The organism is Enterobacter cloacae complex sp. ECL352 (assembly GCF_020149545.1).
GTDB classification, from domain to species: Bacteria; Pseudomonadota; Gammaproteobacteria; order Enterobacterales; family Enterobacteriaceae; genus Enterobacter; species Enterobacter asburiae_B.
This window is the reverse complement of record NZ_CP083709.1, coordinates 2,502,073-2,519,617: the sequence shown is the minus strand read 5'-3', so window position 1 is coordinate 2,519,617 and position 17,545 is coordinate 2,502,073. Positions and strand designations below refer to the sequence as shown.

Below are 17,545 nucleotides of genomic sequence, written 5' to 3'. Positions count from 1 at the left end.
CTTTACTAAACTGCTTTAGGTCTGTGTAACAAACCGACGGGGATAGTTATACCGATGTGGTAGAAGAATGACAAGCGTTATTTTCGATAAGCATAAAAAAACCCCGCCATGCGCGGGGTTTTTTCGGTTTATTCTGTGGCCGTGACGGCGGCACTCCAGGCCTGGCTAAAGGCCTGATGCTGGGAGGCCAGCGGCCCAATCAGCGTATTGTACTGGCTTGCCTGCTGCGAGGTCGGGAACTGAATGCCGTTGGCAACAAAGCTCACCTGAGTATCCTGCTGGGCAATAAAGTCGCCCACCTGAACCAGCTGCTGCGTGAAGATTTGCGCGGCCGGAATCAGCGGTTGCAGCGCTTCAGACGGTTTCGTCACCACTTTCTCATACACTTTGTCGAAGACAGGTTTGAGATCGTCACCCTGCTTCAGCGCAGAACGTGACGCGTCAGCCTGCATTTTCGCATTCTGCAACTGCTGGCTCAGCACGCCAAGCGCACCGTTGGACTGGCGAAGCGGCTCACGCTGCGTCATATAATCCTGCGGAACGCGAATGGCGTTCACGCTATCCACTACCGGACGGATACCGGAATCCATCGCCTGGCTCACCTGCTGTGAATAACCATAAAGAATGGCGTAATCGGACACGAAGGGGCCAAACTGTTTTTTCTGATCCGCAGTCAGCGTCGGCAACCGCTCGCCGCTGCGCATCACTGTATTCTGCAGAAAATCGATAAACGCTTTGCGCTGATCGCCTTCTTTATCAAAACACCCACTCAGGCTAACAACCATCAACAACGCCGCAATAGGCGCAAACCAGCGAGAGCAGGACTTTCCTGTCGCCATTTTATTACTCCTTTCACCCAAAAAAGCGCACACCGGCACACGCGTGCCCGACGCTGACAAGGATAGTCCAGGTCAGCCTTGCAAGATACTCTTTTCATGCAAAACGGCTATTGCCGATTTATTTCTTACCATTTACAAAAAAATACCTGCCGAAGCCGACATATGACTAATCAGGTAATTAGCATAACTATCCATATCGCTGAATCGGGTAAAGCGATCGTTATCGCACGATTAATCACACCCGTGACGATCCTGGGTTCGTATTAGGGACTATTCTTAACTGGCTCTCTGATGTTCTTGATCACGATGTGAGATTTAAGAGGAGTCCTCAATGGAATATAAAGATCCTGAGTTTGAACTGCTGAGCAGTCTGGAACAGATCATTTTTAAAGACGTGCCGCAGGCGATTACCCTGCAACAAAAATCCAATCCCTTTACAGAATATGAGCAATTGCGCAAAGGGACAGGACTGAAAACTGAAGAATTCGCCAGAGCGATGGGTGTCAGCGTGGCTATGGTGCAGGAGTGGGAGTCAAAACGTGAGAAACCCACCCCAACCGAGTTAAGGCTGATGCGCCTGATTCAGGCCAACCCTGCACTCAGCAAACAGATAGCGTAGTGAAGATTGAATGCCCCCGCCTTTGCGGGGGCTTGTGTTTTAAAGGCTCTCGCAACGCCAGCCCGCCTCTTCCCACACCCATTCATGCGTTAACGTTAAGCCTCTTAGAAAAGCCTCATCGTGTGATACCACCAGCAAAGCCCCAGGGAAACCGGCCAGCGCCGCTTCAATGGCCTGGACCGAGGCCAAATCCAGATGGTTGGTCGGTTCATCCAGCAGCAGAAGCTGCGTAGCCTCCGCGCGCCACAGCACGCAGGCCAGAGCGGCCTTAAGACGCTCGCCGCCGCTGAGCTCCGCAAGCGGGAGCGTCACTTTGTCGGCACCCAGTTGAAGCTGCGCCAGACGGGTTCGCAATACCCCCTCTTCCAGAGGCGTATGACTCAGGTTGAGATGCGTCATGACCGACTGCGAAAGATCGAGCCGGGAAAGATGCTGGTCGAGATAAGCGCAGCTGACGGAAACCTTACAGGTACCCGAACGGGGGGCTATCTCGCCGAGGAGGGTTTTTAACAGCGTCGATTTTCCGCAGCCGTTCGGTCCCTTTAACGCCACGCGCATCGGTCCGTCCATCCGCAAGTTGAGCGGAGGAACAGGCACATGCGGCAGCACCAGATCCTCCAGCACCAGTACCTGCTTCCCGTCCGGGATCTGACTCCCCGGCAGGGTGAACATTACCGGGTTATCTTCCTCAACGCGTTCACGCGCCTTATTTACCGCGGCGTTCAGGGCTTCATTTTGCTCGCTGTGCTGTTTTTTCCAGGAGCCGATCCGCTCCTTTGCCGCGCCTTTATATTTGACCCGCTCGAACGACGCGATATTCAGGGTATCAACGGTGCGCAATGTCTTTGCCGAACGCCGCTGGCTGTCATCATGCTCTTTTTGCATGCGTGCCCGAGTGCGTTTGCGCTCGGTTGCAGCATGTTCCAGCGACGCGCGGGCCGCCTGCTGTTCGGCATCGCGCTGGGTTTGATAATCCGCATAATTCCCGCCGTAGCTGCGCAGGCCCGAGGCGCTCAGTTCAAGGATACGCGGCACCTGCTCCAGAAGTTCGCGGTCATGGGAGGCTACCAGCACGCCGCCCTGAAAACGGCTGAGCTGGTCGTAGAACCACGCCCGGCCCTGTCGGTCCAGATGGTTAGTGGGTTCGTCCAGCAGCATGAAATCCGCCTCAGCCGTAAACGCCCCGCACAGCAGGGCGCGAATGCGCTCGCCGCCGCTGAGCTCACCGGCGGGTTTATCCGGGTCAAACGGCGGGAGATTTGCATTGATAAAGGCTTCGCTCAGACGCTCGGCGACATCCCAGTGACCGTCAAGCAGCTCCAGATCGTCAGGCTGGTAATTGCCGCTGTCGATGCGCTTACGTGCCGCAAAAATAGCGTCATACCCGAGCAGTTCAGCAAGCGTCGTCTGCGGCGAAATGAGGTGCTGCTGCGCCACCCAGGCATGCGAGCCAAAGCGTTCAATATGACCGGAAGCCGGTTCGTCCAGCCCCGCCAGCAGACGCAGCAGACGCGTTTTCCCGCTGCCGTTGCGGCCAACCAGCGCGCACAGGGCGGGTTCCAGCGTGAGATTCAGCGGACCAAAAAGGGTATCGCCCGTCGGAAACTGACAGGTGACCTGATGCAAAATAAAAGAAGGGGACTGCGCAAAATGAGCCATAAGCACTCCTGAATGAAATCAAAACATCCCCTGCCGACGCGGTGGCGTTTAGCAAGGATCGAAATTCATCAGTCGTGTTTGTTCATTTTTGGGGGGCGCTCCAGCGTGAGAAAGTTAACGCGATAAGGATAGCGGTAATGTGTTGACGGTTTCAAGGTTAAATTTTGGACGACTTATACTCCCTCTCCCTTTGGGCTGAGGGATCCCCACCAAATATTGTCTGCACAGACGGCCCCCTCTCCCTTGAGGGAGAGGGCTGGGGTGAGGGGGAACATACGGCTGTGGGGGTTGTTCCTTGCTACTCTGTAACGACATGGCCTGTGAACGTGCCAGGGCGGCTCAATCGCCACCGCCATGGCGTCGCTGTAAAACCTCTACCCGCAGTATGCTTCTCATTACGGTAATTTTGCGAGCCTCTTTCCAGAAATGGTAATATCCTCAGCGACATAGCTCAAAACTGTTGCCGCCTGTTTTGATGAGCAGTAAGTTCTCTTCGCACCTGCAAAATCAGGTGCCGGGATTGGAACCCTGAATCACTTCACTGGCGACACAGGCTCTGTGTCGTACGGCCTGTTGCATCTCAATGGCGGGCCGGACAGGGGCGCTGCAAAGCGCGCTGGTGTCAGTGAGGCCAGTCGTTCCAACCTTGTTCGGTTCCGCCACCAGCGAGCCTGGAACCTCCCGTGGCGGAAGATATACCACTCACTGAGGTTATTTTATGTCATTGATTAAATCTTTAATCACCCTGCCCTTCAACCATGCCACCGACTTCACCGAACTGGCGGATAACTGCGAACGTTTTACCGACGCACTGGTAGATTGCGAAGAACCCGCCCCAAAAATGGCGCTTTACGGCAGACTTTATGCCTGTCTGAATCTTCTGCAACCCACGCTTCTGGATCCTGTTCCGGACGCTTTAAAAGCCAGCCTGACCGTGAAGGAACTCCCGTCATGCGTTCCGGCTTTCGAACCCGAATGCGATCAGCTGGGGCGCTACTGTCAGGAGATAACGCAGATGCTGATGAACGGCTCACTGCCGCGACAATCTGAAATCGTGATGGAAGATTTGCTGTGCGAACTGGTCAGCTACTTTGCCGATAAGCTGAAGGCACCGCGCTGGCTGCAGACGAACGAAGGCACAATCGCGATCGGCTAAACCTGCCGGATGACGCTGCGCTTATCCTGCTCAGAAAAGCCCCATAAAAAAACCCGCCGAAGCGGGTTTTTAGCATTTGTAACATCGGGCACATCACTGCAGCAGCGAAATATCCGCTACGCGCAGGAACAGCTCGCGCAGTTTCTCGAGCATGGAGAGACGGTTAATACGCAGTTCTTTATCTTCTACGTTCACCATCACTTTCTCGAAGAAGGCATCGATCACGTCACGCAGCTCGGCCAGCTCCACCAGCGCTTCCTGGTAGCGACCTTCCGCGAAGTAAGGCTCGAGCTTGTCGCGCAGCACTACAACCTGCATCGCCAGAGCGATCTCTTCCGGCTCTTTCAGGGTCGCGGCGTTCACGCGCTCGTTCAGCGTCTCGTCGGATTTCGCCAGAATGTTGGATACGCGCTTGTTGGCCGCGGCCAGGGCAGATGCCGCTTCCAGGGTACGGAAGTGGGAAACCGCCTTCATACGCGCATCGAAATCAGCCGGACGGGTTGGACGACGCGCCAGCACCGCCTGAATGGTGTCAACGGTGAAACCTTCGTCCTGATACCACGCGCGGAAACGACCGAGCATAAAGTCGATCACATCATCCACGACCTTAGCGTTGGTCAGCTTGTCACCGTACAGACGCACCGCTTCTTCGGTCAGGGTCTGCAGATCGAGGTTCAGGTTCTTCTCAACGATGATACGCAGCACGCCCAGCGCGGCACGACGCAGCGCAAACGGATCTTTGTCGCCTTTCGGATGCTGACCGATACCAAAGATACCCGCCAGGGTGTCCATCTTATCGGCAATTGCGACGGCACATGCAACCGGGTTGGACGGCAGTTCGTCACCCGCAAAGCGCGGCTGATACTGCTCGTTCAGGGCGACGGCCACGTCTTCCGCTTCGCCATCGTGACGCGCGTAGTGCATGCCCATCACGCCCTGGGTGTCGGTAAATTCGAACACCATGTTAGTCATCAGGTCGCACTTGGACAGCAGGCCTGCACGCGTCGCGTGGTTGACGTCCGCGCCGATTTCACGGGCAATCCAGCCGGACAGCTCCGCAATGCGGTCGGTCTTGTCGCGCAGCGTACCCAGCTGCTGCTGGAACAGCACGGTCTGCAGGCGCGGGAGATGATCTTCCAGACGCTTTTTACGGTCGGTATTGAAGAAGAACTCCGCATCTGCCAGACGTGGACGCACCACTTTCTCGTTACCGGAGATAATCTGGATCGGATCTTTCGATTCGATGTTCGCCACGAAGATGAAGTTTGGCAGCAGCTTGCCGTCGTTGGCATAGACCGGGAAGTACTTCTGGTCACCCTTCATGGTGTATACCAGCGCTTCAGCCGGAACGGCCAGGAATTTCTCTTCGAACTTCGCCGTCAGCACAACTGGCCATTCAACCAGAGAGGTGACTTCTTCCAGCAGGCTGTCGCTCAGGTCTGCGTTACCGCCAATCTTGCGCGCCGCGTCTTCCGCGTCCGCTTTGATTTTGGCTTTACGCTGCTCGTAGTCGGCAATGACCTTACCGCGCTCCAGCAGGATCTGCGGATACTGGTCGGCATTGTCGATGGTGAACTCTGGCTCGCCCATAAAGCGGTGGCCGCGGATCACGCGATCGGACGCCACGCCCAGAATGGTCGCCGGGATAACGGTATCGCCCAGCAGCAGGGTCACGGTGTGCACCGGACGCACGAAGTGCACGTCAGAGGCGCCCCAGCGCATCAGCTTAGGAATCGGCAGCTTCGCCAGAGACGTGGCAATCATGTCCGGCAGCAGCGCTTCCGCGCTTTCGCCTTTCACGTGCGCACAGTACAGCAGCCACTCGCCTTTATCCGTGGTCAGACGCTCGGCCTGATCAACGGTGATGCCGCAGCCGCGCGCCCAGCCTTCAGCCGCTTTGCTCGGCTTGCCTTCCGCGTCAAACGCCTGGGCAATCGCCGGGCCACGTTTTTCGACTTCACGATCCGGCTGAGACGCCGCCAGATTTGCCACTTTCAGCGCCAGACGGCGCGGTGCAGCAAACCACTCAATTTTACCGTGTGCCAGGCCAGCGTTATCCAGCTCGGCGGTCACGTTCGCAGCGAAAGATTCAGCCAGGCTGCGCAGGGCTTTTGGTGGCAGCTCTTCGGTGCCGATTTCCACCAGGAAAGTTTTCTCAGACATGACCGCCTCTTATTTGTTTCGGTTGCACATCGGGAAGCCAAGGGCTTCACGGGACGCGTAGTAAGCTTCTGCAACGGCTTTGGTCAGGGTACGAATACGCAGAATGTAGCGCTGACGTTCAGTCACGGAGATGGCTTTGCGGGCGTCCAGCAGGTTGAAGCTGTGGGCGGCCTTCAGAATACGCTCGTAGGCAGGCAGAGGCAGCGGAGTCTCCAGCGCCAGCAGCTGCTGCGCTTCTTTCTCGTACTGCTCGAAGCAGGTGAACAGGAAGTCCACGTCCGCGTATTCGAAGTTATAGGTGGATTGCTCCACTTCGTTCTGATGGAACACGTCGCCGTAGGTGGTTTTACCCAGCGGGCCGTCGCTCCAGACCAGGTCGTAAACGCTGTCTACGCCCTGAATGTACATCGCCAGACGTTCCAGACCGTAGGTGATTTCACCGGTGATTGGCTTACATTCCAGACCGCCAACCTGCTGGAAGTAAGTGAACTGGGTCACTTCCATGCCGTTCAGCCACACTTCCCAACCCAGACCCCAGGCACCCAGCGTTGGGTTTTCCCAGTTATCTTCCACGAAACGAATGTCGTGAATGGTTGGATCCATACCCAGCTCTTTCAGCGACCCGAGGTACAGTTCCTGAATGTTGTCTGGTGATGGCTTAATCACCACCTGGAACTGATAGTAATGCTGCAGACGGTTCGGGTTCTCACCGTAACGACCATCGGTCGGACGACGGGAAGGCTGCACATACGCGGTCGCCATTGGCTCTGGCCCCAACGCGCGCAGGCTGGTCATCGGGTGTGAAGTGCCGGCGCCGACTTCCATGTCCAAAGGTTGAACAATGGTACAGCCCTGACGAGCCCAGTAATCCTGTAAGGTCAGGATCAGGCCCTGGAAGGTCTTGGTATCAAACTTTTGCATAGTATTTCGTGCTGGATACGTGTGGTTTTAAATGGAAGGGACCAGTATACCCGCTGGCTGCAAGATATACAGTACGAAACGGGGTTGTTTAGGGAAAATTGGGGAAATAAGCCTTCCGGCCAGAACGCTGACGGCGTCTGGCTGTTGATTATACGAGCAGGCTAGCGCATGGAGAGATGTAAAAACTGACCGTCCGCATCAAACGAGCAGACAAAGCCCTCTTTGCGCGACGTATGTCCCCGCAGCTCATAGCTTCCCTGAAAACGCTCAAACCCGGTGACATCAATTTTCTGTACGTCCGAGTTATAGCGGCGAGCGGCCCGATCTTTACAGAGCGCTTCCATATTCAGTGAACGTTCCGGGCTCATTTTACCCTGCTGCGCTTTCTGCACAGGTGCTTCTTGCGGCGCGCTGCATCCCGCCAGGCTCAACAGCAGAAAGAGTGACGCCACACGCTTCATCATCATTTTTATTACCGCCCTGGTCAGTGGCTGTTATTTTTAGTATCAAAGCTTTTATAGATTAAGGTCCGGCATTCTGCGAATCTCGCGGCTTCCCTACAAGCCTGCTGAATAAAACTCAGAATTTTCCAAGCGAAGACTTTTGGACAATGGCAGTCACACTCAATTTACAGGGAATACGAGGAACTGATGCAGTCAAAAATTAACTGGATTGATAACCTGCGAGGAATAGCGTGTCTGATGGTGGTCATGATCCACACGACGACCTGGTACGTCACGAATGCCCACAGCATCAGCCCCGTTAACTGGGATATCGCCAATATTCTCAACTCTGCGTCACGCGTCAGCGTGCCGCTATTCTTTATGATTTCCGGCTTTCTCTTTTTTGGCGAGCGTAGCGCGCAGCCGCGGCACTTCATCCGCATCGCGGCCTGCCTGGGGTTCTACAGCGCCGTTGCCCTGCTCTATATCACGCTGTTCACCTCCATTAACGCCGGGCTATCGCTGAAATACGTGCTGCAAAAACCGGTGTTCTATCACCTGTGGTTCTTCTTCGCCATTATCGTTATCTATCTGGTCTCCCCGCTCATCCAGGTAAAAAACGTCAGCGGTAAAATGCTGCTGGCCCTGATGGTGGTTATCGGCATTGTCGCCAACCCGAATACGCTCTCACAGAAAATCGACGGATTTGAGTGGCTGCCGGTCAATCTCTATATCAACGGCGATACTTTTTACTACGTGCTTTACGGCATGCTGGGGCGCGCCATCGGGATGATGGACACGCAAAAACGCGGGCTGAACTGGCTCTGCGGGGCGCTGTTTATCGCTGGCGTGGCAGTGATTTCACGCGGGACGCTGCACGAATTGCAGTGGCGCGGCAATTTTGCCGATACCTGGTATCTCTATTGCGGGCCGATGGTCTTTATCTGTGCCGTTTCGCTGCTCACGCTTGCCAAAAATACCCTGAACACGCGCGCCCTTCCCGTGCTGAGTATTATCTCGCGGCACTCTCTCGGGATTTACGGTTTTCACGCGCTGGTGATCCACGCGCTGCGCACGAGAGGCGTTGAGCTAAAAAGCTGGCCGGTGCTGGATATGGTCTGGATTTTTGCCGCCACGCTGGCGATCAGCCTGCTGCTGTCGATGCTGCTGCAAAAAATAGACGTTCGCCGCTTCGTCAGCTAATGCTTCGCTGCCGGGCGCGATGGTACTGGCGCGGGGAGGAAAACCCTGCCGCCAGTGAAGCCTGCTCAACGCCGCGCCCCTGTATCAGCCACTGCTCCGCCACCGCCAGACGCAGCTGTTCCAGATAATCGCGAACGCTAATCCCTAAATGTGACTGGAAAAGCCGGGTGAGATGACGCGGGCTGACGTGCGCCAGTGCGGCAATGTCAGGCAAGCTCCACGTTTTTTGCGGGTCGGCGGTGAGCGCATCCTGCGCCCGATGAATCGCCGGGTGAAGATGATTGCGATAGCGTAGCCACGGAGAGAGCTGGGGATCGTCACCGGAACGGCGGAACCAGACCACCATTTCACGCGCTACGGTCAGCGCCTTTTCGGGGCCGCACAGGCGGTTAATCATGTGCAGCGCCAGATCGATGCCTGACGTGATCCCCGCGCTGGTCCAGATATTCTCATCCTGCACAAAGATGCGGTTTTCTTTAATCGTCGCCGTGGGGGCCGCGGTGCGTAAACGGCTAATAACGTCATGATGGGTCGTGCACTGTCGGTTGTTCAGCAGGTCCGATTTCGCCGCCAGTAAGGCCCCTGAACAGACGCACATCACGGTGATTTCCTGGCGCTGGATCTGCGGCTGCAGGCGCATCAGCCAGTGCTGGATCTGCTGCGCCTGTGGCGTTGAGAACTGACTGCGGGAGTCGCTCACACCCGGCAGCACCAGCAGACTACCTTCCGGCAGACGCTCCGGCAGCGGCTGAATGCCGCTCATCGTCAGGCCAATCGACGTCTGAACGTCAGGCTGCGGGCCAATGTAATGCAGGCGAAACGCGTCGCCTGCCAGCACAAAGGTTTCTGCCGGGCCGGTCATGTCTAATGACAGCACCCCGGGCAACATCACGAACCAGACGTCGATGCGCATTACAGTGACTCCAGCGTCTCCGCTACCGTTTTAATCTCGGCAAAACGCCCGGAAAGTACCGTCTCGGTACGATGGCGAATTTCCGCTGCGCTAAGGGTTATCCCCTTGTACGTCATGGGAAACGTCAGCGTTGCCTCACTAACAAAGGTCACAGCATAACCCAGATCGGATGCCACCCGGGCGGTGGTTTCACAACATTGTTCAGTGCGAATGCCGCAGATAATCAGCTGGTTGATATCACGCTCGCGCAGCCAGCGGTCAAGCCCGGTATCCGTGAAGGCATTATGGACGTGTTTCTGGAAAACCACATCCGGCTGATGACGTAAAAAGGCCATCGGTTTGACATAGCCGCTTTCGAGGGTGAAAGGACCGTCTTCATCCACGTGAAAAATATCAACGACCGGAATATTGTGCGCCTGACAGCCTTCAATCAGCCCCAGCATCGCCTGCTGAAAGGCAGGAATTTCGTCCTCCTGCCAGTAATTGCGGTGATGGAATGACTGCTGAGTATCGATGTTGATTAATGCAATGCGTGACATGATGGTTCTCCTCGCCAGTGGGTGTGACACCATACTGGCAAGGAAATGAAGGCACGCACAGACCAAAAAAGGACATCCTCGTGCCTCTCCCGGACAAGCGGTTTTAAGACATCAGCGGCAGCAGCTGCTGGTAGATTTTGCGGAACACGTCGCGCCTCTCCGCGTACCGCGCATGGCGCGCCGCGTCAGGCAAATGCGCCTGTTCAAGCGTAAGCTGCGGCAACAGTTGCGAAAGCGGTTGTTCCGGATGAATGGCTATCTGCGCCAGACGCGCGGCACCGAGCGCGGGCCCGACATCCCCTCCGGTGCGGAAATCCAGCTGCAACCCGCTGATATCCGATAGCATCTGTCGCCAGTAAGGGCTTCGCGCACCGCCGCCAATCAGGGTGACGCTCGTCGGTTTCAGGCCGCAGTCGTGCACCACGTCCATCCCGTCGGCCAGCGCATAGCCCACGCCTTCCAGAACCGCACGCGCCAGTTCTGCCGGGCCATGTTGATGGGTTAAGCCAAAGAACACCCCTTTCGCTTCCGGGTTGTTGTGCGGGGTACGCTCGCCGGAAAGATACGGTAAAAACCAGACGGTACCCGCAGCGTCATCCGCCTGCTGGGCTGCGGAAATGAGCGCCGGAACGTCGGCCATGCCGGTGAGTTTTGCCGCCCAGTCCAGGCAGGATGCCGCGCTGAGCATCACCGACATCAAATGCCATTTCCCGGGAAGGGCATGACAGAAACTGTGCACAGCGCTTTCAGGATTACTGCGATACCCGTCGCTGACGGCAAAATAGACGCCGGACGTTCCCAGCGACAGCATCGCCTGCCCCGCCTCAACCATGCCGACACCGACAGCGCCCGCCGCGTTATCGCCGCCCCCGGCCACCACCGGTACGGCAGGCATATTCCAGCGTTCAGCAACGGCTGGCAGCAGCGCGGCTGTCACCTCACAGCCTTCGTACAGCGCTGGCATATGTTCCCGGGTCAGATGGCAGGCATCCAGCATCGCCTCGCTCCAGTCGCGCTTCGCCACGTCGAGCCACATGGTGCCCGCGGCATCGGACATGTCGCTGGCGAAATCGCCCGTTATGCGAAAACGCAGATAGTCTTTCGGCAGCAGGACTTTCGCCACCTGACGGAAAATCTCCGGTTCGTGGCGCTGCACCCACAGCAATTTGGGCGCAGTAAAGCCGGGCATCATCAGGTTGCCGGTAATCTCCCGGGAATTGGGCACGCGTTCCTCAAGAAGCGCGCACTCTTCCGCACAGCGGCCATCGTTCCAGAGGATCGCTGGACGCAGCACGCGATGCTGGCTGTCGAGCAGCGTAGCGCCGTGCATTTGTCCGGCAATTCCCAGCGCTTTCACGTCACGAAGGCTGTGCTGCTCACCTAAGGCTTTAATTGCGCGATCCGTCGCCTGCCACCACTGCTCCGGATCCTGTTCCGACCACAGCGGATGCGGACGTGAAACCTGCAGCGTTTCCGTCTGCGTTGCTAACACGTTGCCCTGCTCGCTCAACAGGATGGCTTTCACACCCGATGTGCCAAGATCGATCCCGATATACATTACGGTGACTCCTTTAACAGAAATGCCCGGTGGCGCTAACGCTTACCGGGCCTACGTGCATCTTCAGCTCAATCATTTATCAAACAGATAGTGGTTGACGAGATTTTCCAGCAGTTCCTGGTGCCCGCTCTGGTGCTGCGGCGCCAGCTGCTGTTGTTCAGCGTACTTCGCAATTTCCGCCAGCGATAACTGACCTTTCAAGATTTGCTGGCCCAGCTCACTGTTCCAGCCGCTGTAACGCTTCGCTACGCGTTTATCCAGCTCGCCGTCTTCAATCATACGAGCCGCCACTTTCAGCGCCAGCGCCATGGTGTCCATCGCGCCAATGTGGCCGTAGAACAGATCGTATTTGTCGGTGCTCTGACGACGCACCTTGGCGTCAAAGTTCAGGCCGCCGGTGGTGAAACCGCCCGCTTTGACGATCTCGTACATCACCAGCGCATTCTCTTCCACGCTGTTCGGGAACTGATCGGTGTCCCAGCCCAGCTGTGCATCGCCACGGTTCGCATCGACAGAGCCGAAAATACCCAGCGCAATGGCAGACGCGATCTCATGATGGAAAGAGTGGCCCGCCAGCGTGGCGTGGTTGGCTTCAATGTTCACTTTGATCTCTTTTTCCAGACCGAACTGCTTCAGGAAGCCATACACCGTCGCCACGTCGTAGTCATACTGGTGCTTGGTTGGTTCCTGCGGTTTCGGCTCGATCAGCAGCGTGCCGCGGAAGCCGATTTTGTGCTTATGGTCGACAACCATCTGCATAAAGCGGCCAATCTGCTCGCGCTCCTGACGCAGGTCGGTGTTCAGCAGCGTTTCATAACCTTCACGGCCACCCCACAGGACATAGTTCTCGCCACCCAGCTGATGCGTAGCGTTCATTGCCGTCACCACCTGCGTGGCTGCCCAGCTAAACACTTCCGGATCCGGATTGGTTGCCGCGCCCGCGCCGTAGCGTGGGTTGGTGAAGCAGTTTGCAGTGCCCCAGAGCAGCTTCACGCCGCTTTGCTGCTGTTTCGCCGCCAGTACATCCACCATCTGCGCAAAATTGTTCAGATACTCTTTCAGCGACGCGCCTTCCGGCGACACGTCCACGTCATGGAAGCAGTAGTACGGTACGTTCAGCTTGTGGAAGAACTCAAATGCGACATCGGCTTTGCGCTTTGCCAGCTCAATGGCCTCACCCGGCTGCTGCCACGGGCGGTCAAAGGAACCCACGCCGAACATATCGGCGCCGTTCCAGCAGAAGGTATGCCAGTAACAGGCGGCAAAGCGCAGATGATCTTCCATGCGCTTACCCAGCACCAGCTCATCCGGGTTGTAGTGACGAAATGCTAAAGGATTGGTCGTTTTTGGGCCTTCGTAACGAACACGATCGAGTTGGTCGAAATAAGCTTGCATATTGAGCTCCATAATCAGGGTATGCGGCGAGTCGTTGATACAGGAGTAATAGTGAATAGACATTTTGGGTTGCTCAATTACGTTATTTCACACTGCTATTGAGAGAATGCACAACTGTGCGCTGGCTCGCAAAATAATGCGCAGACAAACTATTTTTCGGCGCGTATTCCAGAATCAAATGTAATTAAGACGTTACGTATTTTAAAATCCGATCGCGGTCATAAATTCAGAAATAAACCAAATATCATAATGAGAAGATAAAAATCTGTAATTGCCAGCCCGCCTTTCCGCGTTAAAAATTTGCTGCGTCTCAGTAGTGAATGTTTCTTTTATCTCAGCAACACATACCCCTACAAAAAGGCCTAATAATTATGAAGATAAAGAACCTGACTCTAACGCTCTGCACTACGCTTCTCCTTGCAAGCTTTGCAGGACATGCCAAAGAGGTCAAAATTGGCATGGCGATTGACGACCTGCGCCTGGAACGCTGGCAAAAAGATCGCGATATTTTTGTGAAGAAAGCAGAATCTCTCGGCGCAAGCGTGTTTGTTCAGTCGGCTAACGGCAACGAAGAAACACAAATGTCGCAGATTGAGAATATGATCAACCGTGGCGTCGATGTTCTGGTCATTATCCCCTATAACGGCCAGGTATTAAGTAACGTGGTGAAAGAAGCCAAACAGGAAGGCATAAAAGTCCTGGCCTATGACCGCATGATTAATAATGCGGATATTGATTATTATATTTCTTTCGACAATGAAAAAGTCGGGGAATTACAGGCGCAAAGCCTGATCGACAAAGTGCCTCAGGGCAATTATTTCCTGATGGGCGGCTCTCCGGTAGATAACAACGCCAAACTGTTCCGCGAAGGGCAAATGAAAGTCCTTAAACCGTACATCGACAACGGTAAAATTAAAGTGGTTGGCGATCAGTGGGCCGACGGCTGGCTGCCAGAAAACGCGCTGAAAATTATGGAAAACGCGCTGACGGCCAACAACAACAAAATTGATGCGGTTGTGGCCTCCAACGATGCCACTGCAGGCGGTGCTATCCAGGCCCTGAGCGCACAGGGGCTGGCCGGAAAAGTCGCCATTTCAGGACAGGATGCCGATCTCGCTGGCGTAAAACGCATTATCGCAGGCACCCAAACCATGACGGTCTACAAACCGATTACCCAGCTGGCCAATACGGCGGCGGAAATCGCCGTGGAGCTGGGTAATGGCAAACAACCTAAAGCAGACGCAACGCTGAATAACGGCCTGAAAGACGTTCCGGCTCGCCTGCTCACGCCGATTGAAGTCAATAAAGAGAACATTGACGCCACCGTGGTTAAAGACGGTTTCCACAAGAAGAGCGAACTGTAATCCGGCGCGGCCCCTGCTCTGCGGGGGCGCATCACGTTGTACTGTTCTTCCCTCGGGTTATGTGGAGCGGTTATGCCCTATTTACTTGAAATGAAAAGCATCACCAAGCGCTTCGGCACGGTGAAAGCCGTCGACAACGTTAGCCTCCGGTTGAACCCCGGCGAAGTGGTTTCGCTGTGCGGCGAGAACGGTTCGGGCAAGTCGACGCTGATGAAAGTGCTGTGCGGGATCTACCCACACGGCAGCTACGAAGGCGAAATCGTCTTTGCTGGCGAAGTGATTCAGGCGACACACATCCGCGATACCGAACGCAAAGGCATCGCCATCATCCACCAGGAGCTGGCGCTGGTGAAGCATCTCACCGTGCTGGAGAACATCTTCCTCGGGGCCGAAATTTCCCACCGCGGCGTGCTGGATTACGACACCATGACGCTCCGCTGCGAAAAGCTGCTGGCGCAGGTGAGCCTCAACATTTCACCGGATACCCGCGTGGGGGATCTGGGCCTGGGTCAACAGCAGCTGGTCGAAATAGCGAAGGCGCTAAATAAACAGGTCCGGCTGCTGATCCTTGATGAGCCAACGGCCTCGCTCACCGAACAGGAAACCGCGGTTCTTCTCAACATCATCCGCGATCTGCAAAACCACGGCATCGCCTGTATCTACATTTCGCACAAGCTGAACGAGGTCAAAGCCATTTCGGACACCATCTGCGTGATCCGCGACGGGCAGCACATCGGCACGCGTGAAGCCGCCGGCATGAGTGAAGATGACATCATCACCATGATGGTGGGCCGCGAGCTGACGGCGCTCTACCCGAATGAGCCTCACGCTAAGGGCGATGAAGTGCTGCGCGTGGAAAACCTCACCGCGTGGCACCCCGTTAACCGCCACATCAAGCGCGTCAATAACGTCTCGTTTTCCCTTCACAGTGGTGAAATTCTTGGGATTGCCGGCCTCGTCGGTGCCGGGCGCACCGAAGCCGTACAGTGCCTGTTTGGCGTGTGGCCGGGGCGCTGGGAGGGCACGGTTTATATCGACGGCCAGCCGGTGAAAATCGACAACTGCCAGCAGGCGATTGCCCACGGCATTGCCATGGTGCCGGAAGATCGTAAGAAAGACGGCATCGTACCGGTGATGGCGGTGGGTAAAAACATTACGCTTGCGGCACTCGATCGGTTCTCCGGCGCGCTGAGCAGCCTGGACGACGCCGCCGAGCAGCAGTGCATCCTCCAGTCGCTTGCCCGGCTGAAGGTCAAAACCTCCTCGCCGGAACTGGCTATTGGCCGTCTGAGCGGGGGAAACCAGCAGAAGGCGATTCTGGCGCGCTGCCTGCTTCTCAATCCACGCATATTAATTCTTGATGAGCCAACGCGCGGGATTGATATCGGTGCCAAATATGAAATCTACAAACTGATTAATCAGCTTGTACAACAAGGGATTGCCGTCATTGTCATTTCGTCTGAATTACCCGAAGTGCTCGGACTGAGCGACCGCGTGCTGGTCATGCATGAGGGAAAACTGAAAGCCAACCTGATTAACCAGAACCTGACGCAGGAGCAGGTGATGGAAGCCGCTTTAAGGAGCGAACGTCATGTCGAAAAGCAATCCGTCTGATATCAAAGTCGCTGTTCCGACGCCCGGTGCGTTCGCGGGCTTAAAAGCGCTTAACCTGCAGGTTTTCGTGATGATCGCGGCCATTATCGTCATCATGCTCTTCTTTACCTGGATGACCGATGGCTCGTACTTAAGCGCACGTAACGTCTCTAACCTGCTCCGCCAGACCGCCATCACCGGCATTCTGGCGGTGGGCATGGTGTTCGTGATTATCTCCGCGGAGATCGACCTGTCGGTCGGGTCGATGATGGGTCTCCTCGGCGGCGTGGCGGCGATTTTTGACGTCTGGCTCGGCTGGCCGCTGCCGCTGACCGTGGCGGTCACGCTGGTGCTGGGTCTGGTACTGGGAGCCTGGAACGGCTGGTGGGTTGCCTACCGTAAGGTGCCATCGTTCATTGTCACCCTGGCGGGGATGCTGGCCTTTCGCGGGATCTTAATCGGCATCACTAACGGCACCACCGTCTCCCCGACCAGTGCAGCCATGTCGCAGATTGGCCAGAGTTACCTCTCGGATACCGTGGGCTTTACCCTCGGTGTGGTGGGGTTGCTGGGGTTTGTCGCGTGGCAGTGGCGTGGACGCATGCGCCGTCAGGCGCTGGGGCTGGCTTCTCCAGCGTCAACGTCGGTAGTGGGGCGTCAGGCGCTCACGGCGGTTATTGTGCTGGGCGCCATCTGGCTTTTAAACGACTATCGCGGCGTTCCGACCCCCGTCCTGCTGCTGGCGCTTTTACTTCTGGCCGGTATGTTTATGGCGACGCGCACCGCGTTTGGCCGCCGTATTTATGCCATAGGCGGCAACCTTGAAGCTGCCCGCCTCTCAGGTATCAATGTCGAACGTACCAAGCTGGCAGTTTTCGCCATTAACGGCCTGATGGTCGCTATCGCCGGGTTGATCCTCAGCTCGCGTCTGGGCGCCGGCTCGCCCTCCGCCGGTAACATCGCCGAGCTGGATGCTATCGCCGCCTGCGTCATTGGCGGTACCAGCCTCGCAGGGGGTATCGGGAGCGTGGCGGGCGCGGTCATGGGGGCATTTATCATGGCGTCGTTGGATAACGGGATGAGTATGATGGACGTCCCGACGTTTTGGCAGTATATCGTCAAGGGGGCCATTCTTTTACTGGCAGTCTGGATGGACTCGGCCACCAAGCGACGGGCCTGA

Annotated in this window: 15 protein-coding genes; 6 read left to right on the top strand and 9 right to left on the bottom strand. The window is 56.2% G+C overall.

The features are described from left to right. Positions 1-128: 128 nt before the first annotated feature. Complete coding sequence (locus tag LBF07_RS12275) at positions 129-839, bottom strand: DUF3053 domain-containing protein (RefSeq protein WP_023309949.1); 711 nt, start codon at positions 837-839, stop codon at positions 129-131. Between the two features lie 331 nt (positions 840-1,170). Between LBF07_RS12275 and LBF07_RS12270 the strand changes: the two genes are divergently transcribed. Then, on the top strand, positions 1,171-1,458 hold the full coding sequence (locus tag LBF07_RS12270; protein WP_029740975.1) for an HTH-type transcriptional regulator: 288 nt from the start codon (positions 1,171-1,173) through the stop codon (positions 1,456-1,458). A 39-nt stretch (positions 1,459-1,497) separates the two neighbouring features. Here the strand turns inward: LBF07_RS12270 and LBF07_RS12265 are convergent, their stop codons facing one another. Next, a complete protein-coding gene (locus LBF07_RS12265; protein ID WP_094935105.1) occupies positions 1,498-3,117 on the bottom strand; it encodes an ABC-F family ATP-binding cassette domain-containing protein in 1,620 nt (539 codons plus the stop codon). Between the two features lie 718 nt (positions 3,118-3,835). On the opposite strand from LBF07_RS12265, the gene LBF07_RS12260 reads away from it, so the two are divergent. Next, positions 3,836-4,273 (top strand): hypothetical protein, encoded by a 438-nt coding sequence (locus LBF07_RS12260; RefSeq protein ID WP_094935104.1) that lies wholly within the window; start codon positions 3,836-3,838, stop codon positions 4,271-4,273. A 93-nt stretch (positions 4,274-4,366) separates the two neighbouring features. Here the strand turns inward: LBF07_RS12260 and glyS are convergent, their stop codons facing one another. From glyS to LBF07_RS12245, 3 genes are all read right to left on the bottom strand, one after another. Further along, positions 4,367-6,436, bottom strand: a complete 2,070-nt coding sequence (glyS, locus tag LBF07_RS12255) for a glycine--tRNA ligase subunit beta (protein ID WP_094935103.1) — start codon at positions 6,434-6,436, stop codon at positions 4,367-4,369. Between the two features lie 9 nt (positions 6,437-6,445). Continuing rightward, entirely contained in the window at positions 6,446-7,357 is a 912-nt protein-coding gene (gene glyQ / locus LBF07_RS12250) for a glycine--tRNA ligase subunit alpha (RefSeq protein WP_003860141.1), read from the bottom strand. 161 nt (positions 7,358-7,518) lie between these two features. After that, a complete protein-coding gene (locus LBF07_RS12245; protein WP_033147005.1) occupies positions 7,519-7,824 on the bottom strand; it encodes a YsaB family lipoprotein in 306 nt (101 codons plus the stop codon). Between the two features lie 183 nt (positions 7,825-8,007). On the opposite strand from LBF07_RS12245, the gene LBF07_RS12240 reads away from it, so the two are divergent. Continuing rightward, the gene (locus tag LBF07_RS12240; protein ID WP_033147006.1) at positions 8,008-9,003 is read left to right on the top strand and encodes an acyltransferase; all 996 of its coding nucleotides are present in this window, start codon (positions 8,008-8,010) and stop codon (positions 9,001-9,003) included. On the opposite strand, the gene LBF07_RS12235 is transcribed toward LBF07_RS12240, so the two are convergent. The 4 genes from LBF07_RS12235 to xylA all read right to left on the bottom strand — a co-directional run bounded on the left by LBF07_RS12235 (position 8,996) and on the right by xylA (position 13,408). Continuing rightward, the gene (locus tag LBF07_RS12235) at positions 8,996-9,916 is read right to left on the bottom strand and encodes a GlxA family transcriptional regulator (RefSeq protein WP_094935102.1); all 921 of its coding nucleotides are present in this window, start codon (positions 9,914-9,916) and stop codon (positions 8,996-8,998) included. The two genes, LBF07_RS12240 and LBF07_RS12235, sit on opposite strands and share 8 nt — an antisense overlap. Continuing rightward, positions 9,916-10,455 carry an isochorismatase family protein gene (locus tag LBF07_RS12230; RefSeq protein WP_094935101.1) on the bottom strand — a complete coding sequence of 180 codons (540 nt, stop codon included), beginning with the start codon at positions 10,453-10,455 and terminating at the stop codon, positions 9,916-9,918. Before LBF07_RS12230 ends, LBF07_RS12235 begins: the two co-directional genes overlap by 1 nt. Positions 10,456-10,558: 103 nt before the next feature. After that, a complete protein-coding gene (xylB, locus tag LBF07_RS12225; RefSeq protein WP_094935100.1) occupies positions 10,559-12,013 on the bottom strand; it encodes a xylulokinase in 1,455 nt (484 codons plus the stop codon). 72 nt (positions 12,014-12,085) lie between these two features. Continuing rightward, positions 12,086-13,408, bottom strand: a complete 1,323-nt coding sequence (xylA, locus tag LBF07_RS12220) for a xylose isomerase (RefSeq protein ID WP_087823749.1) — start codon at positions 13,406-13,408, stop codon at positions 12,086-12,088. A 371-nt stretch (positions 13,409-13,779) separates the two neighbouring features. On the opposite strand from xylA, the gene xylF reads away from it, so the two are divergent. The 3 genes from xylF to xylH all read left to right on the top strand — a co-directional run bounded on the left by xylF (position 13,780) and on the right by xylH (position 17,545). Further along, positions 13,780-14,772, top strand: a complete 993-nt coding sequence (xylF, locus tag LBF07_RS12215) for a D-xylose ABC transporter substrate-binding protein (RefSeq protein ID WP_032650791.1) — start codon at positions 13,780-13,782, stop codon at positions 14,770-14,772. Between the two features lie 72 nt (positions 14,773-14,844). Next, on the top strand, positions 14,845-16,386 hold the full coding sequence (locus LBF07_RS12210; protein WP_039261158.1) for a xylose ABC transporter ATP-binding protein: 1,542 nt from the start codon (positions 14,845-14,847) through the stop codon (positions 16,384-16,386). Beyond that, positions 16,364-17,545 (top strand): xylose ABC transporter permease XylH, encoded by a 1,182-nt coding sequence (xylH, locus tag LBF07_RS12205; protein WP_033147011.1) that lies wholly within the window; start codon positions 16,364-16,366, stop codon positions 17,543-17,545. The genes LBF07_RS12210 and xylH overlap by 23 nt, the downstream gene beginning before the upstream one ends.

Bases quoted from the DNA above. Each gene is read 5' to 3' on its own strand.
- xylF (WP_032650791.1), top strand. From the start codon at position 13,780: ATGAAGATAAAGAACCTGACTCTAACGCTCTGCACTACGCTTCTCCTT.
- LBF07_RS12240 (WP_033147006.1), top strand. From the start codon at position 8,008: ATGCAGTCAAAAATTAACTGGATTGATAACCTGCGAGGAATAGCGTGT.
- LBF07_RS12275 (WP_023309949.1), bottom strand. From the start codon at position 839: ATGGCGACAGGAAAGTCCTGCTCTCGCTGGTTTGCGCCTATTGCGGCG.
- xylH (WP_033147011.1), top strand. From the start codon at position 16,364: ATGTCGAAAAGCAATCCGTCTGATATCAAAGTCGCTGTTCCGACGCCC.
- LBF07_RS12260 (WP_094935104.1), top strand. From the start codon at position 3,836: ATGTCATTGATTAAATCTTTAATCACCCTGCCCTTCAACCATGCCACC.
- LBF07_RS12265 (WP_094935105.1), bottom strand. From the start codon at position 3,117: ATGGCTCATTTTGCGCAGTCCCCTTCTTTTATTTTGCATCAGGTCACC.
- glyQ (WP_003860141.1), bottom strand. From the start codon at position 7,357: ATGCAAAAGTTTGATACCAAGACCTTCCAGGGCCTGATCCTGACCTTA.
- glyS (WP_094935103.1), bottom strand. From the start codon at position 6,436: ATGTCTGAGAAAACTTTCCTGGTGGAAATCGGCACCGAAGAGCTGCCA.
- LBF07_RS12270 (WP_029740975.1), top strand. From the start codon at position 1,171: ATGGAATATAAAGATCCTGAGTTTGAACTGCTGAGCAGTCTGGAACAG.
- xylA (WP_087823749.1), bottom strand. From the start codon at position 13,408: ATGCAAGCTTATTTCGACCAACTCGATCGTGTTCGTTACGAAGGCCCA.
- LBF07_RS12230 (WP_094935101.1), bottom strand. From the start codon at position 10,455: ATGTCACGCATTGCATTAATCAACATCGATACTCAGCAGTCATTCCAT.
- LBF07_RS12235 (WP_094935102.1), bottom strand. From the start codon at position 9,916: ATGCGCATCGACGTCTGGTTCGTGATGTTGCCCGGGGTGCTGTCATTA.
- LBF07_RS12210 (WP_039261158.1), top strand. From the start codon at position 14,845: ATGCCCTATTTACTTGAAATGAAAAGCATCACCAAGCGCTTCGGCACG.
- LBF07_RS12245 (WP_033147005.1), bottom strand. From the start codon at position 7,824: ATGATGATGAAGCGTGTGGCGTCACTCTTTCTGCTGTTGAGCCTGGCG.
- xylB (WP_094935100.1), bottom strand. From the start codon at position 12,013: ATGTATATCGGGATCGATCTTGGCACATCGGGTGTGAAAGCCATCCTG.